Source organism: Bradyrhizobium centrosematis, assembly GCF_045571495.1.
GTDB lineage: Bacteria > Pseudomonadota > Alphaproteobacteria > Rhizobiales > Xanthobacteraceae > Bradyrhizobium > Bradyrhizobium centrosematis.
This window is the reverse complement of record NZ_CP120703.1, coordinates 356,644-375,469: the sequence shown is the minus strand read 5'-3', so window position 1 is coordinate 375,469 and position 18,826 is coordinate 356,644. Positions and strand designations below refer to the sequence as shown.

The following is an 18,826-nucleotide window of genomic DNA, read 5'->3' as shown; positions in this document are numbered from 1 at the left end:
GCAGGGTTGGGACCCACTATTTCGTTTATCGCCGAATTTCGTCCATCGCGCAGCGCTGAGCCCCGGCTCTGCGGCCGGGGCAAGAGAGCGGAGCTACGCACACAGCTCGTAGGCGTCCTCGACGACATACGGGCCGCCGCCGGTGGAAGCGCGCGAGGAGAACAGCACGAAGCGTTCGGCCATGAAGGCCTTGCTCGGGAAGTAGCCGCGCAGCGACAGATAGTCGGCGACGTCGCGGTCGGAGGCGTCGTGCAGTCTCGCCAGCGTGACGTGCGGAATGTATTTGCGTCCCTCGGGGTCGAGGCCGATCCGCTGCATCATGCGTTCGAGCTCGGCCTGCAGCTCCATCAGGGGCTTGCTCGGCGCGATGGTGGCGACCACCGCGCGCGGCTTGCGGCCGCCGAAGCTCGTCAGTCCCTGCACCTTGACCTCGAACGGCTTGCGATCGACGCGAAACAGCATCGAGGCGATCTCGTTGGCGGAGACGCCGTCGATATCGCCGATGAAGCGCAAGGTGACGTGATAATTTTTGGGATCGATCCAGCGGGCGCCGGGAAGGCCACCCCTCAAGTTGGAAAGCGCCTGGCCGATCTCGGCCGGAATTTCCAGACCCGTAAACAAACGCGGCATCGTTCAGCACTCCCGATGCTTTGGGTACAGCCCTCGAACAGCGAGGACGATACCCACATTAGAGCCGGCGACGAATCACCGGTACCCTGATTCCTATCGCAGTTGTGTGACTCTGCGAAGCATGCCGCGCCTTACCCCGGCAAAACCCTGGGAATTACGGTCAGCCCTGCCTGCTTTTCAACGCCGATGCTCAGCGATCGTGCCAATGAATGCCTCCACCATGGGCATGAGCTTTTCGACGATGACGTCGACGCCGGCCGCTGTCGGATGAATGCCGTCGCCCTGGTTGAGCTTGGCGTCGGCCGCAACGCCGTCGAGGAAGAACGGATAGAGCGGCACGTCGAATTGCTTCGCCACGTCCGGATAAATCGCATTGAAGCGCGCGGCGTAGTCCGCGCCCAAGTTCGGCGGCGCCAGCATGCCGCACAGCATCACCGCGATCTTGCGCGCTCTGAGCCGCTGGATGATGTCCGCGAGCGCGGCGCGCGTCACGCCGGGATCGATGCCGCGCAGCGCGTCGTTGGCGCCGAGCTCGACGATGACGCCCTCGGTTCCTTCCGGCACCGACCAGTCGAGCCGGTCGCGGCCGCCGGAGACGGTGTCGCCGGACACCCCGGCATTGATCATGTCAATCGCTATGCCTTTGGTCTGCAAGGCTTTTTGCAGCTTTTGGGGAAATGCGTCCGCGGCCCCCAGGCCATAACCTGCGCTCAAGGAATCGCCGAGCACGACAAGCTTGACCGGCCTTGTCGCATCCGCCCAAGCCGGCTTCGCCATTGTCATCAAGGCGAGCATCAACACGGCTATGTGCATGAACAATCCGTAACGCCTCTCGACCGCGCTATCGGAGTTGCCATATGACCGGACCATGGACACTCGCATCGATACCTCTTCGCTCGCCGCCACCTCGGCGGACACCATCGCCATCTCCAACGTCAATCTCTCATTGGGCACGGGCGCGGCACGCGTTCACATTCTCAAGGATATCAGCTTGCGGGTCGGCCGTAGCGAGACGGTCGGCCTGATCGGCCCGTCAGGCTCGGGCAAATCCACGCTGCTGATGGTGATGGCGGGGCTGGAACGTCCTGATAGCGGAGAGGTGGTGGTATCGGGCACGCCTTTCAATGCCCTCGACGAGGACGCGCTGGCCCGCTTCCGCGGCCGCCAGGTCGGCATCGTCTTCCAGTCCTTTCACCTGATTCCGACCATGACCGCGCTGGAGAACGTCGCGGTGCCGCTCGAGCTTGCCGGCAATCCCGATGCCGCCAGGCGCGCCGCGCACGAGCTGCAATCCGTCGGGCTCGGCGACCGCCTGCATCATTATCCGACGCAGCTCTCGGGCGGCGAGCAGCAGCGCGTTGCACTCGCCCGCGCGCTGGCACCCGATCCCGCCATCCTCGTGGCGGACGAGCCGACCGGCAATCTCGACGAGACAACCGGAAAGCAGATCGTCGATCTCCTGTTCAGCAAGCATGCCGAGCGCGGCATGACCCTGGTGCTGGTCACGCATGATGCCTCGCTCGCACATCGCTGCGACCGCGTGATCCGCCTGCGTTCGGGCCGCATCGACACGCAGTCCGCGGCGGCATGAGCACGGCGGTCGAACCCCTGGTGAAGCCCGCCGGCGTCGCGCTGTCGTTGCGTTATGCGCTGCGCGAATTGCGCGGGGGCCTGCGCGGCTTCTACGTCTTCATTGCCTGCATCGCGCTCGGCGTGATGGCCATCGCCGGCGTCGGCTCGGTGTCGGCGAGCCTCTCCGACGGCCTGGCACGCGAGGGCCGCACCCTGCTCGGCGGCGACGTCTCGTTCGTGCTGTTTCAGCGCGAGGCCAAGCCCGACGAGGTCGCCTTCCTGCGCTCGCGCGGCGCCGTCTCGACCGCCGCGACCCTGCGCGGCATGGCCCGCGCAGGCGACGGCAAGCTGGCGCTGGTCGAGATGAAGGCGGTCGACGACACCTATCCGATGCTGGGCCAGCTGACGCTGGCACCGCCACTATCGATGCCCGACCTGCTCGCGGAGCGCGACGGCGCGTTCGGCGCCGCCGCCGATCCGACGCTGCTGGCACGGCTGTCGCTGAAGACCGGCGACCGCGTCACCATCGGCGCGGCGACCTTCCAGATCCGCTCCACGGTCGAGGCCGAACCGGACAAGCTCGCCGGCGGCATCGGTTTCGGTCCGCGCTTCTTGATCAGCGAGGCGGGCTTGCGCGCCACCGGCCTGATCCAGCCCGGCAGCCTGGTGCGCTGGGTCTACCGGGTCAAGCTGCCCGAGACCGCGAACGACGAGCGCGCCACCGAAGCCTTCATCGCGGACGCCCGCAACGCCGCGCCGCAGGCCGGCTGGGAGATCCGCAGCCGCTCCAACGCTTCGCCGCAGCTCGAACGCAACATCAACCGCTTCACGCAGTTCCTGACCCTGGTCGGCCTTGCCGCGCTGCTGGTCGGCGGTGTCGGCGTGGCCAACGCCGTGAAGAGCCATATCGACCGCCGGCTCGAAGTGATCGCGGCGCTCAAGGCCGTCGGCGCCACCGGGCGCGACGTGTTCGGCATCTATCTCGCGCAGGTTCTGCTGCTCGCTTGCATCGGCTCGGTGATCGGCCTTGCGCTCGGCGCCGCCATGCCGTTCGCCATCGTCGGTCTGTTCGGCAAGCTGTTGCCGCTGCCGGTGGTGCCGGCCGTGCATGCCGACGAGCTCGCGCTGTCCTTCGTCTATGGCCTCCTCACCGCGCTCGCCTTCGGCCTGTGGCCGCTCGGACGCGTCCACGACGTGCCGGTGGCCGCGCTGTTCCGCGACACCATCAGCTCGGAATGGCACCGGCCGCGTGCGGGCTATCTCGCCTTCATGGGCATCGTGATCGCGCTGCTGATCGCGGTCGTGATCGGGCTGGCGTTCGACAAGCGCATCGCCGCGGTGTTCGTTGCCTCCTCGATCGTGGTGTTCGCCCTGCTGCGCGGCATCGCCGCCCTGCTGATGGCGATCGCGCGGCGGCTGCCGCGGACGCGGCTGCCGATGCTGCGGCTGGCGATCGCCAACATCCACCGGCCGGGCGCGCTGACGCCCTCGGTCGTACTGTCGCTGGGGCTCGGGCTCGCCGTGCTCGTCACCATCACCCAGATCGACGGCAATCTGCGACGGCAGTTCCTCGCAGCCCTTCCCGATCAGGCGCCATCGTTCTTCTTCATCGACATTCCCAGCGCCCAGGCCGAGCAGTTCGACCTCTATCTGCGCCGGATCGCGCCCGGCGCGAAGATCGAGGACGTGCCGATGCTGCGCGGACGCATCGTCGCCGCGCGCGGGGTGCGTGCCGAGGAGCTCAAGCCGACCACCGATTCCGAATGGGTGCTGCAGAGCGACCGCGGCCTGACCTATACCAGCGAGCTGCCGAAAGGCTCCAAGGTGGTCGAGGGCGAGTGGTGGAGCGCCGATTATTCCGGCCCGACGCTGGTCTCGATGGAGAAGAAGATCGCCGACGGATTGGGCCTCAAGCTCGGCGACGAGATCGTGGTCAACGTGCTCGGCCGCGACATCCCGGCTAGAATCGGCAATCTGCGCACCATCGACTGGCAGGGCCTCGGCATCAACTTCGTTCTCGTGTTCTCGCCGAACGCCTTCAAGGGCGCTCCGCACACCCACATCGCCACGCTGACGGAAGCGGGCGGAAATGCGGCAGGCGACGGCAAGATCATCAGGGAGGTCGCCGACGCCTATCCGATGGTGACGAGCGTGCGCGTGCGAGAGGTGATGGAGACGGTCGGCTCGGTGGTGACCAATCTGGCGCTGGCGATCCGCGGCGCCAGCGCCGTGACCCTGATCTCGGCGATCCTGGTGCTCGGCGGGGCGCTCGCCGCCGGCCATCGCCACCGGGTCTACGATGCCGTGATCCTGAAGACGCTGGGCGCGACGCGGCTGCGGCTGCTCGGGGCCTATGCGCTCGAATACCTCCTGATCGGGCTCGCCACGGCGGTGTTCGGCGTGATCGCCGGCAGCGTCGCGGCCTGGATGATCGTGACGCGGCTGATGACGCTCAGCTTCGTCTGGCAGGCCGGCAGCGCGGCCGGCGTGGTAGCGGCCGCCCTGGTCGTCACAGTCGGGCTCGGCCTCGCCGGCACGCTGCTGGCGTTGAACAAAAAGCCCGCCACGGTGTTGCGGAATTTGTGACAAATGGTAGCGGCCCGCCGCGCGGGTGCGAAATCGCACGATTTCTGCGATTAACCACGCTGGCCGTCAGGTTCGCGTCAGGATTGCCGCCGAGGGCGACATTCAGCCGCGCGTGGAAGGTTGCGGCGAATGTGTTAGTTTCCCACATATCGAATGGGTTCGGAGCCCCGATTGTTAGCCAAAATTTAGTCGGTTGGCAGCGGTATCCGAGATAGAGTTTGACGAACCGGCGGCATGGCGACCCTCATGCCGGACCGGACCAACCAACGGGAATTCGACCATGTCGGACCTAGACCGTAACTACGCTTCTCCTTTCGGCAGGGCCGCCGGGCGTGTTGACGCCGCGACGGTCGATGCCGGCCTGCGCGCCTACATGCTGCGCATCTACAATTACATGAGCATTGGCCTCGCCATCACCGGCCTGGCCGCGCTCGGCGTCTACATGGCTGCCGTAACCGACGTTCCGACCCCGGAAGCCGTCCGCGTCGGCAAGCTGTTCCTGACGCCGTTCGGCTACGCGATGTTTGTCAGCCCCCTGAAGTGGCTGTTCATGCTCGCGCCGCTCGCGATGGTGTTCGTGATCTCGGCGGGGATCAACCGTCTCGCCCCCTCGACCGCCCAGATCCTGTTCTGGGTGTTCTCGGCGCTGATGGGCATCTCGCTGTCGTCCATCTTCCTGGTGTTCACGCACACCTCGATCGTGCGGGTGTTCTTCATCACCGCGGCGACCTTCGGTGCGCTGAGCCTCTACGGCTACACCACCAAGCGTGACCTGACCGGCATGGGCTCGTTCCTGTTCATGGGCCTGATCGGCATCATCATCGCGAGCCTGGTGAACCTGTTCCTGGCCAGCTCGATGCTGCAGTTCATCGTGTCGGTGGTCGGCGTGCTGGTGTTCGCGGGCCTCACCGCCTGGGATACGCAGCGGCTGAAGAACGACTACATCTACGGCTACGCTTCGGCCGGCGGTGACATCGCAGAGCGTGCAGCCATCACCGGCGCACTGTCGCTGTACCTGAACTTCATCAACCTGTTCACGTTGCTGCTGCAGCTCCTCGGCCAGCGCGACTAAGCGCAACGACGAGAGAACGGAGACGAACCCCGGCCGAAAGGCCGGGGTTTTTGTTGGGGGCGGGATCTCCCTCGTCATTGCGAGGAGCTCAGCGACAAAATTGAGGAGCAATTTTGCGCAGATGCGACGAAGCAATCCAGAGACCCTCCGCGGATGCATTTCTGGATTGCTTCGCTGCGCTCGCAATGACGGGTGTGGAGGCGGAACGGCCTCTTCCAGCAGTGTCCGGAAGGCTCTAATCTTCCCCCCATGTCCGCACCTGAAATCAGGCCCACGCTTGAGGCCGACCTCCCCGCCATCACCGCCATCTACCAGCAGGCCGTCCGCGAGGGCACGGCTACGTTCGAGCTGGAGCCGCCTGACCTCTCGGAGATGACGCGCCGCTATCGCGCGCTGATCGACGGCGGCTATCCCTATTTCGTCGCCGTCCTTGACGGACGCGTGGCCGGCTATGCCTATGCCGGCGCCTACCGGCCGCGCCCGGCCTACCGCTTCACGGTCGAGAACTCGATCTACCTGGATCCGAGCTTCCACCGCCGCGGGATCGGCGCATTGCTGCTGGAACGGTTGGTCAAAGAATGCGAGGCGCGCGGCTTCCGCCAGATGATCGCGGTGATCGGCGACTCCGCCAATGCCGGCTCGATCGGCGTGCACACCAAGGGCGGCTTCAAGATGATCGGCACGCATCCCAATGTCGGGCTGAAGTTCGGCCGCTGGCTGGACACGGTGATGATGCAGCGCGACCTCGGCGAGGGCGCAACCACGGTACCGGGGAGTTAGGTTTATCCGTCATTCCGGGACGATGCGCAGCATCGCACCCGGAATCCAGAAGTTGTTTGCGAACGCGGATCGAGATTCTCAGGGCGCAACCGCGCCGGAGTTCGCAACTTTGCCGCGCCCGGGAATGACGACCTAAGGTCGTCACACCACCGCCAGCTTGCGATCGATCACCAGCAGCACACGCTCGAGCTCGTGGCCGCGGCGCAGGATCAGGCCCGTCGCCGAGATCACGCTGTACATGCCCTGCTTGCGGGCCAGGCGCGGGTCCTTCTCGATGCGATAGATCGGCACCTCCGAGGCACGGCGATAGACCGAGAACACCGCGCGATCCCTGAGGAAGTCGATGGCATAATCGCGCCACTCGCCGTCGGCGACCATGCGGCCGTAGAGATTGAGAATCCGGTGCAGCTCGAGCCGGTTGAACGTCACCCGGTTCAGTTGGGCACTGGCAGCGGCGGGGCGCGCCGCCGCGCGCTGCTCGCTCGGATCGGCATTCTCCGACGTCAGACTCATGGGAAGCGCCTCCTCATCGCAACAGCACGCTCCGCGTCCGCGAAGACCGTCCCCGGAACCTCGGAACATGACAATTGCATGATTGCGCCAACCGGCCACCGCCGCAAGGCCCCCGATGGGACTCGGTGAACTCAACCGGTGGAATCGGCTGCGAATCAGGCCACACGCAGGGGTGGAACTCTGTCGCGACGAACCGTCACGGGATCGTGCTCAAGAATCTTAGTCTCGCCGCTTTTCCGCCTAGCGACTGCCGCCCTGCACTGCGAAAAGGTTCATGTGCGTTGACCCGGTCCTTTCGGTTCCGGATTCCTCAGCCCCCAGCCCCCCGGGGTCGAACAGGATCGGGTCTGTACGCGCGACAAGGAGGGCCAACGCGAGTTGGTCCTTTTTTGTTTGTGTCGGGATTTTTCGGCACGGCCTCTCTCCGAACATCCGGCCGGCGACTCTCTCCCCTTATCCTGAGGGCCGCGCACTTCGCGCGGCGTCTCGAAGGGCGAAGGCCGGGCTGCGTCAGCGGGGCCTTTCATGGTTCGAGACGCGCGCAAGGGCGCGCTCCTCACCATGACGGTCGAGAGCAGTGCGCGACGCTAGAGAGAAATCAGTGCAGCGAGGTGTACGCCGCGCCCAGCATCGGGCCCGGCCGCTCGCGGCTGCCGTCCTGAACATAGACCACCGCGCCGTCGACACCCTCGCGCGTGAGGTTCTCGATCGGCACCGTCCAGCTTTCCGGACGCCCGGTCCAGTCGCCGACCTTGAGCAGATTGCGAACGACGTTGTGGTAAGTGACCTGCTGCCCGCGATTCTCGCCGCGGGTGATTGCGATCGGGACCGACTTGGCGATCGAGCAGATCCAGACCTCGCCGTGCGAGACGGCCGGCTCGTTGCTCGCCGCCACCGATACGTTGATCTGCTTGCCCGCGAGCGACATCGTCACCGGCACGCTCATCACGCCCCCACCCTTGTCGGTCTTGCCGATCGCGTTCTCGATGCCGGCACGGTCGCTGCCGATGACATGCGTGGAGCCGTTGACCACGACCTGCGGCGTGTAGACCTCACGGTCGCCACGCATGCGCGAATAGGCGCGCTGCCGTGCCGAGAAACGCGAATCCGCCAGCGTGTCCTTCCAGCCGAGATAGTCCCAATAATCGATCGGCATGCTCAGCGCGATGATCGACGGGTCTTTCGAGAGATCGCCGATGATCTGGTCGGCGGGCGGGCAGGACGAGCAGCCCTGCGAAGTGAACAGTTCGACCACGGCCCGAGGATCGGCTGCGGCGGGACGGATGACGGCGACGATCGCACAGATACCGAGGGCGCCCGACCAGAGGGCACTGGACCAACGTGAAACCAGATGAGAAGCCGTCATTGTCGTCATGTTGAACGCCGCACACCATTGCTCGTGGGAAGGGGATCTTATCGCGGGATGGTCACCGTAGTCTTACGGGGCGCAGCACGCTCGACCGTCCGGGCAAATCGTCCAAAGGGAGATTTTCCGCCGGGCGGGCCCATCTAGAGCATGCCGCAAACGCACGAAGGCGGCCTTGTGATAGGCCGCCTTCGTTTAACCTTCTACTCACTTCGCAGTGAGCCACCGTTCACAAATCCGCGCTTAGGCTGCGAGCTTGCGCAGCACGTAGTGCAGGATACCGCCGTTGCGGTAGTAATCGAGCTCGTCCAGCGTATCGATGCGGCAGAGCAGCGAAACACGCTGCAACGAGCCGTCGCCGGAGACGATCTCCGCGGTCAGCTTCTGGCGCGGCTTGAGGTCGCCGACCAGGCCCCGCAGCGTGACCTTCTCGTCGCCCTTCAGGCCGAGCGACGACCAGGAGGTGCCTTCCTCGAAGGTCAGCGGCAGCACGCCCATGCCGACCAGGTTGGAGCGATGGATGCGCTCGAAGCTCTGGCAGATCACCGCACGCACGCCGAGCAGACGGGTGCCCTTGGCAGCCCAGTCGCGCGAGGAGCCGTTGCCGTATTCGGCGCCGGCGAACACCACCAGCGGCACCTGCTCCTGCTGGTACTTCATCGCGGCGTCGTAGATCGACATCTGCTCGCCGTCGGGCCAGTGCTTCGTCAAGCCGCCCTCAGGGATGTTTCCATCCGCGCCCTTGAGCATGAAGTTCTTGATGCGAATGTTGGCGAAGGTGCCGCGCATCATCACTTCGTGGTTGCCGCGGCGGGTGCCGTACTGGTTGAAGTCGGCGGGACGCACCTGGTGCTCGCTGAGATACTTGCCCGCGGGCGAGGTGAGCTTGATCGAACCGGCCGGCGAGATGTGGTCGGTAGTGATCTTGTCGCCAAACATGGCGAGGATCCGCGCCTCGACGATGTCGGTGACCGGCTCCGGCTCCTTCTTCATGCCTTCGAAATAGGGCGGGTTCTGCACGTAGGTCGAAGACATGTTCCAGCGATAGGTCTCGCTCTCGACAGTCTTGATCTTGCGCCAGTTGGTGTCGCCCTTGAACACGTCGGCATACTTCTTCTTGAAGATCGACGCGGTCACGAACTTCTTCATGAAGGCGTTGATCTCCTTGGTCGTCGGCCAGATGTCCTTCAGATAGACCGGCTTGCCGTCCTTGCCCTCGCCGAGCGGCTCGGTGGCGAGGTTCTTGGTGACGCTGCCGGCGAGCGCATAGGCGACGACCAGCGGCGGCGAGGCAAGGTAGTTCGCCTGCACGTCGGGCGAGACGCGGCCTTCGAAATTGCGGTTGCCGGAGAGCACGGCGGCCGCGACCACGCCATTGTCGTTGATCGACTTCGAGATCTCCTCAGGCAGCGGACCGGAATTGCCGATGCAGGTGGTGCAGCCGAAGCCGACCAGATTGAAGCCGACCTTGTCGAGATAGGGCTGCAGCCCGGAATTGGCGAGATATTCCGCCACCACCTGGCTGCCCGGGGCGAGCGAGGTCTTCACCCACGGCTTGGCCTTGAGGCCCTTGGCCGCAGCGTTACGCGCCAGGAGGCCGGCGCCGATCAGGACGCTCGGATTCGAGGTGTTGGTGCAGGAGGTGATCGCGGCGATCACGACGTCGCCATGGCCGATGTCGAAGTTCTTGCCTTCGACCGGGAAGCGCTTCGCCGGCTCCTCGGCCTTCTTGTATTCGCTGCCGAGCGCAAGCGAAAAGCCCTCCGCGACGGTCGGCAGCGCAATGCGGCCTTCGGGGCGCTTCGGGCCGGCCATCGACGGCACGACGTCGCCGAGGTCGAGGGTCAGCGTTTCCGTGAACACCGGATCGGGCGACTTGGCGGTGCGGAACAGGCCCTGCGCCTTGGCGTAGGCCTGCACCAGCGCGACGCGCGCCGAGGCGCGGCCGGAGGTCTTGAGGTAATCGAGCGCGGCGGCATCAACCGGGAAGAAGCCGCAGGTCGCGCCGTATTCGGGAGCCATGTTGGCGATCGTCGCCTTGTCGGCGACCGAGAGATGGTCGAGGCCCGGGCCGAAGAACTCGACGAACTTGCCGACGACGCCGAGCTTGCGCAGCATCTGCGTGACCGTGAGCACGAGGTCGGTCGCGGTGACGCCTTCCTTCAGCGCGCCCTTCAGCTTGAAGCCGACGACGTTGGGCAGCAGCATCGACAGCGGCTGGCCGAGCATGCAGGCTTCCGCCTCGATGCCGCCGACGCCCCAGCCGAGCACGGCGAGACCGTTGACCATGGTGGTGTGGGAATCGGTGCCGACCAGCGAATCAGGATAGGCGACCTCGAAGGTGCCGGTCTTCTTGCCGACCGTCATCTTCTCCTTCTTGGTCCAGACCGTCTGGGCCAGATATTCCAGATTGACCTGGTGGCAGATGCCGGTGCCGGGCGGCACGACGGAGAAGTTCGAGAACGCCTTCTGGCCCCATTTCAGGAACTCGTAGCGCTCCTGGTTCTGCTTGTATTCCTCGGTGACGTTCTTGCCGAAGGCCTTGTTGTCGCCGAAGAAGTTCACGATCACGGAGTGGTCGATGACGAGGTCGACTGGCACCAGCGGATTGATCTTTTCGGCATCGCCGCCGAGCTTCTGCATCGCGTTGCGCATCGCGGCGAGGTCGACCACCGCCGGCACGCCGGTGAAGTCCTGCATCAGCACGCGCGCCGGGCGGAACGCGATCTCATGCTCCAGCGACTTCTTGCGCAGCCATTTCGAGACGGCGACGATGTCCTCTTTCTTGACCGAGCGGCCGTCCTCGTTGCGCAGCAGGTTCTCGAGCAGGACCTTCATCGAATAGGGAAGCTTGGAGATTCCCTTCAGACCATTCTTCTCGGCCGTGGGCAGGCTGTAATAGACATAGGTCTTGGCGCCGACCTTGAGGGTCTTTTTGCATTTGAAGCTGTCGAGCGAGGTCATGTAGGAAATCCCAATTGTTAGTTATACCCGGCAGGGTATCTTAACACCGTCAGCGATCAGGCTGGGGCCGCTTGCAGGGGCGGGTTGAGTTGCTGCATCAAGTAGTTCCGGGCTTATAGAAGCTTTCTAACCGCGCCGCCACAGCCACAATCGTGCCGCAGCAATCGCCAGCCAAAAATTCCCATGCGCTACCCCAAGTTTTCCTGAGGCCCGGCCTTGAGTGATGTGAAACCAGGCCAGATGCGGCTCTCCGGACAGGGGGTCACCTGCGTGCGGGGCGGCCGCCAGGTGTTTGCCGGGCTGGATTTCGCGGCCGTCTCGGGCGAGGCCGTGGCGGTGGTCGGCCGCAACGGCTCGGGCAAGACCTCGCTGCTGCGGCTGATCGCCGGCCTGCTCGTGCCGGCGGGGGGCAAGATCGCGCTCGCCGGCGGCGATGCCGAGCTGACGCTGCCCGAGCAGTGCCACTATCTCGGCCATCGCGATGCCCTGAAGCCGGCCCTCACGGTGGCCGAAAACCTGTCATTCTGGGCCGATTTCCTGGGCGGCGAGCGCGGCAACGCCGCCGAGACCCTCGCCACCATCGGCCTCGACCACGCCACCCATCTGCCTGCCGGATTCCTGTCCGCGGGACAGCGCCGCCGGCTCTCACTGGCCCGGCTGCTGACCGTCCGCCGCCCGGTCTGGCTGCTGGACGAGCCGACCAACGCGCTGGATGTCGCCGGCCAGGACATGTTCGGCGGCCTGATGCGCGAGCACCTGTCGCGCGGCGGCATGATCGTCGCCGCCACCCACACCCCGCTCGGAATCGAATCGCGGGAGCTGCGGATCGGGGGGACGGCATGATGCGGCCCTACCCTCAGCTTTCCGAGCGGCTGGCCGCCGCTCTCACCGTTCCCTCCCCGCCCCCCCATCTCGCATCCTTGAAGCAGGCGTCGCCGCGGGCTCCCACGCCTCTCCCGCTTGCGGGAGAGGCCGGCGCGGAGCGACGGGTGAGGGTTCTCTCCTCTGGGGGAGACTTCGTTATCGGGCGAATCTTCGTTGTCGAGACACCCTCTCCCCGACCCTCCCCCGCAAGCGGGGGAGGGAGCGCACCGCCCTGGGGACGCGCTGGGAGCCCGCCATGACCGCCCTCACCGCCCTCATCCGCCGGGACATCCGGATCGCGCTCCGCGTCGGCGGCGGGGCGCTGATCGGCGTGCTGTTCTTCCTCACCGTGGTGGTGCTGATGCCGTTCGCGGTCGGGCCGGATCTGGCGCTGCTGTCGCGACTGGGGCCGGCCATCCTCTGGCTCGGTGCGCTGCTGGCGAGCCTGCTCACCCTCGACCGGCTGTTCATGGCCGACCACGAGGACGGCTCGCTCGACCTGATCACGATGAGCCGGACGCCGCTGGAACTGGCCTGCGCCGCCAAGGCGCTGGCGCATTGGCTGGCCGCCGGCCTGCCGCTGATTGTCGCAACCCCCGTGCTCGGCCTCCTGCTCAACCTCGACATGGTCGCCACGGCTGCGGTGGCGCTGACGCTCCTGGCGGGCACGCCGGCCCTGACCTTCACCGGCATGATCGGCGCGGCGCTGGCCGTGACGCTGCACCGCGGCGGATTGCTGATGGCGGTCCTGGTGCTGCCGCTGTCGATCCCGGTCCTGATTTTCGGGGTCGCGGCCTCGCAGGCGGTGATCGTCGGCCCGATGACATTCGGCGCACCGTTCTCGATCCTGTGCGCGCTGTCCCTGGTCAGCCTGGTGATCGGCCCTTTCGCAGCCGCAGCGAGCCTGCGGCACGGGCTCGACTGACCTTGACCCCGATCAACTTTCGCAACGGACTTTCGTGCTGATTGCCTGAGCGGCCACCGATGATTATCAGGGTACCATGACGCTGATCGACCTCGCCAACCCCACGCGGTTCCTCGCGCTGACAGCGCGGGTCTTGCCGTGGCTTGCGGCCGCGACCGTCATCCTGCTCACGATCGGTCTCTATCAGGCCGCGCTCGCGCCCGACGACTACCAGCAGGGCGCGACGGTGAAGATCATGTTCATCCACGTCCCCAATGCCTGGCTGTCGATGTTCGTCTGGGGCGTGATGAGCATCGCCTCGCTGGGCACGCTGGTGTGGCGTCATCCGCTCGCGGACGTCGCCGCCAAGGCCGCCGCGCCGATCGGCGCCGCCTTCACCTTCCTCGCGCTGCTCACGGGCTCGCTGTGGGGCCGGCCGATGTGGGGCACCTATTGGGAATGGGATGCGCGGCTGACCTCGGTGCTGATTCTGTTCCTGATGTATCTCGGCCTGATGGCGCTGTGGCGCGCGGTCGACGATCCCTCGCGCGCGGCACGCGCCGCCGCGGTGCTGACCCTGGTCGGCGCGCTCAATCTGCCGATCATCAAATTCTCGGTCGACTGGTGGAACACGCTGCACCAGCCGGCCTCGGTGATGCGCATGGGCGGATCGGCGCTCGACAAATCGTTCCTGATTCCGCTCTTGGTGATGGCGGTCGCGTTCACGCTGCTGTTCGTCACGCTGCATCTGGCGGCGATGCGCAACGAGATCCTGCGCCGCCGCGTCCGCTCGCTGCAAATGATGCAGGCGAGCCGCGTCGCGTTTTCGAGCGAGATGGGCGCCGGCCCGCGCGGACAAAACGCGTCGAACGAAGTCGGGGCCGCCTGATGATGTCGCTCGGCCCCTATGCATCCTTCATCGTGACCTCCTATGCCGCGGCGGCTTTCGTGGTCGCGATCCTGATCGGCTGGATCGCGCTCGACTATCGCAACCAGACGCAGCGCCTGCGCGAGCTGGAGGAGCGGGGCATCACGCGCCGGTCCGGCCGCAGCGCGACGGACATGCGATGAGCGATCAACCTATCTCCGCAGCACCGCAGCGCCGCACGTTCCTGATGGTGCTGCCGCTGATCGCCTTCATCGGGCTTGCGCTGCTGTTCTGGTTCCGGCTCGGCAGCGGCGATCCCTCGCGGATTCCCTCCGCGCTGATCGGTCGTCCCGCGCCGCAGACCGCGCTGCCGCCGCTCGAGGGATTGCAGGCCGACAATGCGCAGGTGCCGGGCCTCGACCCCGCCGCGTTCAAGGGCCAGGTGAGCCTGGTCAATGTCTGGGCCTCCTGGTGCGTGCCGTGCCACGACGAGGCGCCGCTCCTGACCGAGCTCGCCAAGGACAAGCGCTTCCAGATCGTCGGCATCAATTACAAAGACACGACCGAGAATGCGCGGCGCTTCCTGGGGCGCTACGGCAACCCGTTCGGCCGCGTCGGCGTGGATGCCAACGGCCGCGCCTCGATCGAATGGGGCGTCTACGGCGTGCCTGAAACCTTCATCGTCGGCCGCGAGGGCACCATCGTCTACAAGCTGGTCGGACCGGTCACGCCGGACAATCTGCGCACCGTGTTGTTGCCGCAGCTGGAGAAGGCGCTGAAGGCGGCGGGGTCTTAGCCAAGACCGTCATTGCGAGGAGCTCTTGCGACGAAGCAATCGAAAATCCCTCCGCAGAGACATTCTGGATTGCTTCGCTTCGCTCGTAACGACGAGCCGAGGGCTCACCCCTTGCTGACATCCCCCGCCTCGGCCTCGCTGGCTTCCAGCGAGACCGGCTCGAGGTGATAGCGCTTGATCAGGGGCATCTGGATCATGCCGAAGATGGCCGTCAGCGGCAGCACGCCGAACACCTTGAAGTTCACCCAGAAGTCCGTGCTCTGGGTCCGCCAGATGATCTCGTTCAGCACCGCCATGCCGGCGAAGAACAGCGCCCAGCGCAGCGTGAGAATGCGCCAGCCCTGCGAGGTCAGATTGAACACCTGGTCGAACATCACGGCGATGAAGGAGCGGCCGAACAACAGGCCGCCGCCGAGGATCGCGGCGAACAGGCCGTAGATGATGGTCGGCTTGACCTTGATGAAGGTCTCGTCGTGCAGCACCAGCGTCAGCGTGCCGAACACCAGCACGATCACGCCCGTGACGATCGCCATGATCGGGATGTGGCGCGTCACCACATAGGAGGCGGCCATCGCCGCCACGATCGCCACCATGAAGGCGCCGGTCGCGGCGAACAGATTGAACTTCGCGTTCACGAAGAAGAACACGAGCAGCGGGCCGAGCTCGGTCGCCAGCTTGAACAGCGGATGCGGCTGGGTCTTGTCCATTCTCTCTTCCGTCTCTCCCATCCTTCGAGACGACCGCTTCGCGGTCTCCTCAGGATGAGGACCTCATGTGTGGCACGACCTCATCCTGAGGAGCCGCGCAAGCGGCGTCTCGAAGGATGACGTTATTCGATTCCGGCTATGGCGCGGGCGAAATCGCGCGCGGTGAACGGTGCGAGATCGTCGACGCCTTCGCCGACGCCGATGAAATGCACCGGCAGTTTGAACTTCTCCGCGAGCGCCACCAGAATGCCGCCGCGCGCGGTGCCGTCGAGCTTGGTCATCACGAGGCCGGTGACCCCGGCGGTGCGGTGGAACGCCTCGACCTGGGACAGCGCGTTCTGGCCGACGGTGGCGTCCAGCACCAGCAGCACCGCATGAGGCGCGGTGGCGTCCACCTTGCGGATGACGCGCACCACCTTCTCGAGCTCGTTCATCAGCTCGGCCTTGTTCTGCAGGCGGCCGGCGGTGTCGATCAGCAACACGTCGATGGCCTGTTCCTTCGCCGCCGTCAGCGCGTTGAAGGCAAGGCTCGCCGAATCCGAGCCCTGCGCGCCCGCGATGACCGGCGTCTTGGTCCGCTCGCCCCAGACCTTGAGCTGCTCGATCGCGGCGGCGCGAAACGTGTCGCCGGCGGCCAGCATCACCTTGCGGCCTTCGGATGCGAATTTCTGCGACAGCTTGCCGATCGTGGTGGTCTTGCCGGAGCCGTTGACGCCGACCACGAGGATCACGAACGGTTTTTTGGCCGCATCGATCACGAGCGGCTTTGCCACCGGCGCCAGCACCTTCTCCACTTCAGTGGCGACGACGTCCTTGACCTCGTCCGCCGAGATCGCCTTGTCGTAGCGCCCAGTGCCGACCGCATCCGCGATCCGCACCGCCACGGAGGTGCCGAGGTCGGCGCGCAGGAGCACGTCCTCGATGTCGTCGAGCATGGCGCGGTCGAGCTTGCGCTTGGTAACGAGGTCGGCGACCGCGGTCCCGAGCGAGGACGAGGTGCGCTTCAGCCCGTTGGACAGGCGGCGCCACCAGCTCAGCTTGGGGGTCTCGGAGGTGGTATCGTTCATGGGGGCGTGTTAGCCGTTCCGGCTCGCAAACGAAAGCCTTGACCGAAAGTCTTGCAATTGCTCGATGTTCCCCAGTTGACCGCCGACGAGATCCTGGCCCGCGTGCTCCATCGCGACGGGCTGATGCTGATCATCGACAAGCCGGCCGGCCTGCCGGTGCATCGCGGCCCCAAGGGCGGCCCCAATCTGGAGGACTCCTTCGACGCCCTGCGGTTCGGTCTGCCGCGGCCGCCGGTGTTGGCCCACCGGCTGGACAAGGACACCTCCGGCTGCCTCGTGCTCGGCCGCCATCGCAAGGCGACCGCCTCGCTCGGCCTCCTCTTCAAGCATGGCAAGATCGGCAAGACCTACTGGACCGTGGTCGAGGGCGGCCCTGCCGAAGACGAAGGCACCATCGACATGCCGCTCGGCCGGCTCAATGCCGAGCGCGGCTGGTGGCAGAAGCCCGATCCGGACGGGCAGAAGGCAATCACGAACTGGAAAGTGATGGGCCGGGGCGACGGCCTGACCTGGCTGGCCATGGAACCGGTGACCGGGCGGACCCATCAATTGCGGGTGCACGCGGCCGCGAGCGGTTGGCCGATCTTCGGCGATAACATTTACGGCAACGGCCCGCGCTTCGGCGAGCCGCGCCTGCACCTGCATTCCCGCGAGATCGTGGTGCCGATCTCACGGAATAAGGAGCCGATCCGCGTCGTGGCACCGGCTCCGCCGCATATGCACGAAAAACTTCGCGCCTGCGGGTGGAATGGGGAATAGGTGTTGTTGTCACCTCTTCCGCTTGCGGGAGAGGCGGAGCAAGCCCGCGGGCCTCGCGAAATCCATATGCGATTGCCCTGCCCTGGAGGGGGAGGGAGCGCACCGGGGTTGCGGCGACGCTCGCTGCGGCTACCGGCTTTTCCCCATGGTTTACCAAACCTTCAGTGCTCGCCGCTAAGGATGACGGTTGCTTAGAACAAGCTTCTGTAACCGCTCAGGACGAGCAGGGCGTGATGTCCAAGGCCAATCTATCCATTATCGACGAGGTCGAATCCGCGATTCGTGCGGGTTCGGCGGAAAAGGGCCTGGAGACCGCCCGGCGCGTCACCGATTTATTCCTCTCTTCCGCCGGCAGCTTCGACGACGAGCAGATCGCGCTGTTCGACGAGGTGCTCGAGCGTCTGATCCGCACCATCGAGCTGCGCGCGCTTGCCGACATGGGCGCACGCATCGCGCTCGCGGAGATCAGCGCGCAGCTGGCACCGGTCGCGCAGGCGCCACCCTCCGTCATGCGCCGCCTTGCCAGCAACGACGAGATCCGCATCGCCGGTCCCGTGCTGCAGGAATCCGCCCGCCTCGACGACGGCGAGTTGGTGAAGATCGCATCAGCTAAGGGCGAGCCGCATCTGCTCGCGATCGCCGGCCGCTGGTGGCTCAAGGAGATCGTCACCGACGCGTTGCTGGCGCGCCGCTATCCCAGCGTCAGCCGGCGGCTCGCCGCCAATCCCGGCGCGCGCGTCTCCGGACAAGGCTTCGCCCTCATGGTCGGCCAGGCCGAGGCCGATCCCGAGCTCGCCGTCAGCGTCGGCATCCGCGTCGACCTGCCGTCGGAGCTGCGCCGCAGATTGCTGCGCTCGGCAACCGATGCCGTGCGCGCCCGCCTGTTGTCGCGCGCGCCGCCGCACCTGTTCGAGGAGATCCAGAGCGCGATCGCGGCCATCGCCGTCGGCGTCGAGCGCGAGATGTCGGCGGTGCGCGATTTCGAGGGCGCCAAGCGCGCCATCGCAGGTCTCAAGGCCACCGGCCAGCTCAACGAGGCGACGTTGCTCGGCTTCGCCAAGCAGCGGCGCTATGAGGAGACCGCCGCCGCCCTGGCGGCATTGTCCGGATCGACCATCGAAGTCATTCGTCCGCTGATGCAGAGCCTGCGCGACGACGGCTTGCTGGTGCCGTGCAAGGCGGCGCAGCTCAGCTGGGAAACTACCACGGCCGTGCTCGACAGCCGTTTTGCCACCGGCGCGATGAAGCCGGCGGACCTTGCGCGGGCGCAAAGTCATTTCGCGCGGATGACGCCGGAGAATGCAAAGCGGACGCTGCGGTTCTGGCAGGTGCGGGCGTCGTAGGACGCGCGTTCCAGGTCACGGCGTATCACCCCCTC

At 65.9% G+C, this 18,826-nt stretch carries 18 protein-coding genes; 11 read left to right on the top strand and 7 right to left on the bottom strand.

The features are described 5' to 3' along the window. Positions 1 to 93 precede the first annotated feature (93 nt). Together thpR and P6U31_RS01795 are read right to left on the bottom strand one after the other, a co-directional pair. Positions 94 to 630, bottom strand: coding sequence for an RNA 2',3'-cyclic phosphodiesterase (gene thpR / locus P6U31_RS01800; RefSeq protein WP_407186579.1), 537 nt, complete (start codon positions 628 to 630; stop codon positions 94 to 96). A 177-nt stretch (positions 631 to 807) separates the two neighbouring features. Then, positions 808 to 1,443 (bottom strand): arylesterase, encoded by a 636-nt coding sequence (locus P6U31_RS01795; RefSeq protein ID WP_407186578.1) that lies wholly within the window; start codon positions 1,441 to 1,443, stop codon positions 808 to 810. Positions 1,444 to 1,498: 55 nt separating this feature from the next. Between P6U31_RS01795 and P6U31_RS01790 the strand changes: the two genes are divergently transcribed. The 4 genes from P6U31_RS01790 (at position 1,499) to P6U31_RS01775 (ending at position 6,640) form a co-directional block, all read left to right on the top strand. Next, a complete protein-coding gene (locus P6U31_RS01790) occupies positions 1,499 to 2,221 on the top strand; it encodes an ABC transporter ATP-binding protein (RefSeq protein ID WP_407186577.1) in 723 nt (240 codons plus the stop codon). Next, positions 2,218 to 4,788 (top strand): ABC transporter permease, encoded by a 2,571-nt coding sequence (locus tag P6U31_RS01785; RefSeq protein WP_407186576.1) that lies wholly within the window; start codon positions 2,218 to 2,220, stop codon positions 4,786 to 4,788. The genes P6U31_RS01790 and P6U31_RS01785 overlap by 4 nt, the downstream gene beginning before the upstream one ends. Before the next feature lie 280 nt (positions 4,789 to 5,068). Further along, positions 5,069 to 5,860: a Bax inhibitor-1/YccA family protein gene (locus P6U31_RS01780; protein WP_025575992.1), complete on the top strand. Its 792-nt coding sequence runs from the start codon at positions 5,069 to 5,071 to the stop codon at positions 5,858 to 5,860. Between the two features lie 249 nt (positions 5,861 to 6,109). Continuing rightward, positions 6,110 to 6,640, top strand: a complete 531-nt coding sequence (locus P6U31_RS01775) for a GNAT family N-acetyltransferase (protein ID WP_407186575.1) — start codon at positions 6,110 to 6,112, stop codon at positions 6,638 to 6,640. A 141-nt stretch (positions 6,641 to 6,781) separates the two neighbouring features. On the opposite strand, the gene P6U31_RS01770 is transcribed toward P6U31_RS01775, so the two are convergent. The 3 genes from P6U31_RS01770 to acnA all read right to left on the bottom strand — a co-directional run bounded on the left by P6U31_RS01770 (position 6,782) and on the right by acnA (position 11,483). Then, the gene (locus P6U31_RS01770) at positions 6,782 to 7,153 is read right to left on the bottom strand and encodes a DUF2794 domain-containing protein (protein WP_407186574.1); all 372 of its coding nucleotides are present in this window, start codon (positions 7,151 to 7,153) and stop codon (positions 6,782 to 6,784) included. Positions 7,154 to 7,751: 598 nt separating this feature from the next. Beyond that, positions 7,752 to 8,528 (bottom strand): DUF1223 domain-containing protein, encoded by a 777-nt coding sequence (locus P6U31_RS01765; protein WP_407186573.1) that lies wholly within the window; start codon positions 8,526 to 8,528, stop codon positions 7,752 to 7,754. A gap of 234 nt (positions 8,529 to 8,762) precedes the next feature. Continuing rightward, positions 8,763 to 11,483 (bottom strand): aconitate hydratase AcnA, encoded by a 2,721-nt coding sequence (gene acnA, locus P6U31_RS01760; protein ID WP_407186572.1) that lies wholly within the window; start codon positions 11,481 to 11,483, stop codon positions 8,763 to 8,765. Positions 11,484 to 11,723: 240 nt separating this feature from the next. On the opposite strand from acnA, the gene ccmA reads away from it, so the two are divergent. The 5 genes from ccmA to P6U31_RS01735 all read left to right on the top strand — a co-directional run bounded on the left by ccmA (position 11,724) and on the right by P6U31_RS01735 (position 14,915). Next, positions 11,724 to 12,326 (top strand): heme ABC exporter ATP-binding protein CcmA, encoded by a 603-nt coding sequence (gene ccmA, locus P6U31_RS01755; protein WP_407190066.1) that lies wholly within the window; start codon positions 11,724 to 11,726, stop codon positions 12,324 to 12,326. A 277-nt stretch (positions 12,327 to 12,603) separates the two neighbouring features. Then, a complete protein-coding gene (ccmB, locus tag P6U31_RS01750; RefSeq protein WP_407186571.1) occupies positions 12,604 to 13,272 on the top strand; it encodes a heme exporter protein CcmB in 669 nt (222 codons plus the stop codon). Between the two features lie 76 nt (positions 13,273 to 13,348). Further along, positions 13,349 to 14,140 (top strand): heme ABC transporter permease, encoded by a 792-nt coding sequence (locus tag P6U31_RS01745; RefSeq protein WP_407186570.1) that lies wholly within the window; start codon positions 13,349 to 13,351, stop codon positions 14,138 to 14,140. Next, on the top strand, positions 14,137 to 14,322 hold the full coding sequence (gene ccmD / locus P6U31_RS01740; protein ID WP_407190065.1) for a heme exporter protein CcmD: 186 nt from the start codon (positions 14,137 to 14,139) through the stop codon (positions 14,320 to 14,322). Before P6U31_RS01745 ends, ccmD begins: the two co-directional genes overlap by 4 nt. After that, the gene (locus tag P6U31_RS01735) at positions 14,319 to 14,915 is read left to right on the top strand and encodes a DsbE family thiol:disulfide interchange protein (RefSeq protein ID WP_407186569.1); all 597 of its coding nucleotides are present in this window, start codon (positions 14,319 to 14,321) and stop codon (positions 14,913 to 14,915) included. Before ccmD ends, P6U31_RS01735 begins: the two co-directional genes overlap by 4 nt. 104 nt (positions 14,916 to 15,019) lie before the next feature. Here P6U31_RS01735 and P6U31_RS01730 read toward each other — a convergent pair whose 3' ends face one another. Beyond that, the gene (locus tag P6U31_RS01730; RefSeq protein ID WP_407186568.1) at positions 15,020 to 15,622 is read right to left on the bottom strand and encodes a septation protein A; all 603 of its coding nucleotides are present in this window, start codon (positions 15,620 to 15,622) and stop codon (positions 15,020 to 15,022) included. A gap of 122 nt (positions 15,623 to 15,744) precedes the next feature. Beyond that, the gene (gene ftsY, locus P6U31_RS01725) at positions 15,745 to 16,689 is read right to left on the bottom strand and encodes a signal recognition particle-docking protein FtsY (RefSeq protein WP_407186567.1); all 945 of its coding nucleotides are present in this window, start codon (positions 16,687 to 16,689) and stop codon (positions 15,745 to 15,747) included. Positions 16,690 to 16,746: 57 nt separating this feature from the next. Here ftsY and P6U31_RS01720 point away from each other — a divergent pair, with 57 nt between their 5' ends. Together P6U31_RS01720 and P6U31_RS01715 are read left to right on the top strand one after the other, a co-directional pair. After that, positions 16,747 to 17,448 (top strand): RluA family pseudouridine synthase, encoded by a 702-nt coding sequence (locus tag P6U31_RS01720; RefSeq protein WP_407186566.1) that lies wholly within the window; start codon positions 16,747 to 16,749, stop codon positions 17,446 to 17,448. A 233-nt stretch (positions 17,449 to 17,681) separates the two neighbouring features. Further along, the gene (locus P6U31_RS01715) at positions 17,682 to 18,791 is read left to right on the top strand and encodes a DUF2336 domain-containing protein (protein WP_407186565.1); all 1,110 of its coding nucleotides are present in this window, start codon (positions 17,682 to 17,684) and stop codon (positions 18,789 to 18,791) included. Positions 18,792 to 18,826 lie beyond the last annotated feature (35 nt).

What these genes read in the sequence shown, in the direction of transcription:
- P6U31_RS01745 (WP_407186570.1), top strand. Translation starts at nt 13,349, where the DNA reads ATGACGCTGATCGACCTCGCCAACCCCACGCGGTTCCTCGCGCTGACA.
- thpR (WP_407186579.1), bottom strand. Translation starts at nt 630, where the DNA reads ATGCCGCGTTTGTTTACGGGTCTGGAAATTCCGGCCGAGATCGGCCAG.
- acnA (WP_407186572.1), bottom strand. Translation starts at nt 11,483, where the DNA reads ATGACCTCGCTCGACAGCTTCAAATGCAAAAAGACCCTCAAGGTCGGC.
- P6U31_RS01790 (WP_407186577.1), top strand. Translation starts at nt 1,499, where the DNA reads ATGGACACTCGCATCGATACCTCTTCGCTCGCCGCCACCTCGGCGGAC.
- ftsY (WP_407186567.1), bottom strand. Translation starts at nt 16,689, where the DNA reads ATGAACGATACCACCTCCGAGACCCCCAAGCTGAGCTGGTGGCGCCGC.
- P6U31_RS01780 (WP_025575992.1), top strand. Translation starts at nt 5,069, where the DNA reads ATGTCGGACCTAGACCGTAACTACGCTTCTCCTTTCGGCAGGGCCGCC.
- ccmA (WP_407190066.1), top strand. Translation starts at nt 11,724, where the DNA reads ATGCGGCTCTCCGGACAGGGGGTCACCTGCGTGCGGGGCGGCCGCCAG.
- P6U31_RS01775 (WP_407186575.1), top strand. Translation starts at nt 6,110, where the DNA reads ATGTCCGCACCTGAAATCAGGCCCACGCTTGAGGCCGACCTCCCCGCC.
- P6U31_RS01765 (WP_407186573.1), bottom strand. Translation starts at nt 8,528, where the DNA reads ATGACGACAATGACGGCTTCTCATCTGGTTTCACGTTGGTCCAGTGCC.
- P6U31_RS01735 (WP_407186569.1), top strand. Translation starts at nt 14,319, where the DNA reads ATGAGCGATCAACCTATCTCCGCAGCACCGCAGCGCCGCACGTTCCTG.
- P6U31_RS01715 (WP_407186565.1), top strand. Translation starts at nt 17,682, where the DNA reads ATGTCCAAGGCCAATCTATCCATTATCGACGAGGTCGAATCCGCGATT.
- P6U31_RS01795 (WP_407186578.1), bottom strand. Translation starts at nt 1,443, where the DNA reads ATGCACATAGCCGTGTTGATGCTCGCCTTGATGACAATGGCGAAGCCG.
- P6U31_RS01730 (WP_407186568.1), bottom strand. Translation starts at nt 15,622, where the DNA reads ATGGACAAGACCCAGCCGCATCCGCTGTTCAAGCTGGCGACCGAGCTC.
- P6U31_RS01770 (WP_407186574.1), bottom strand. Translation starts at nt 7,153, where the DNA reads ATGAGTCTGACGTCGGAGAATGCCGATCCGAGCGAGCAGCGCGCGGCG.
- P6U31_RS01785 (WP_407186576.1), top strand. Translation starts at nt 2,218, where the DNA reads ATGAGCACGGCGGTCGAACCCCTGGTGAAGCCCGCCGGCGTCGCGCTG.
- ccmB (WP_407186571.1), top strand. Translation starts at nt 12,604, where the DNA reads ATGACCGCCCTCACCGCCCTCATCCGCCGGGACATCCGGATCGCGCTC.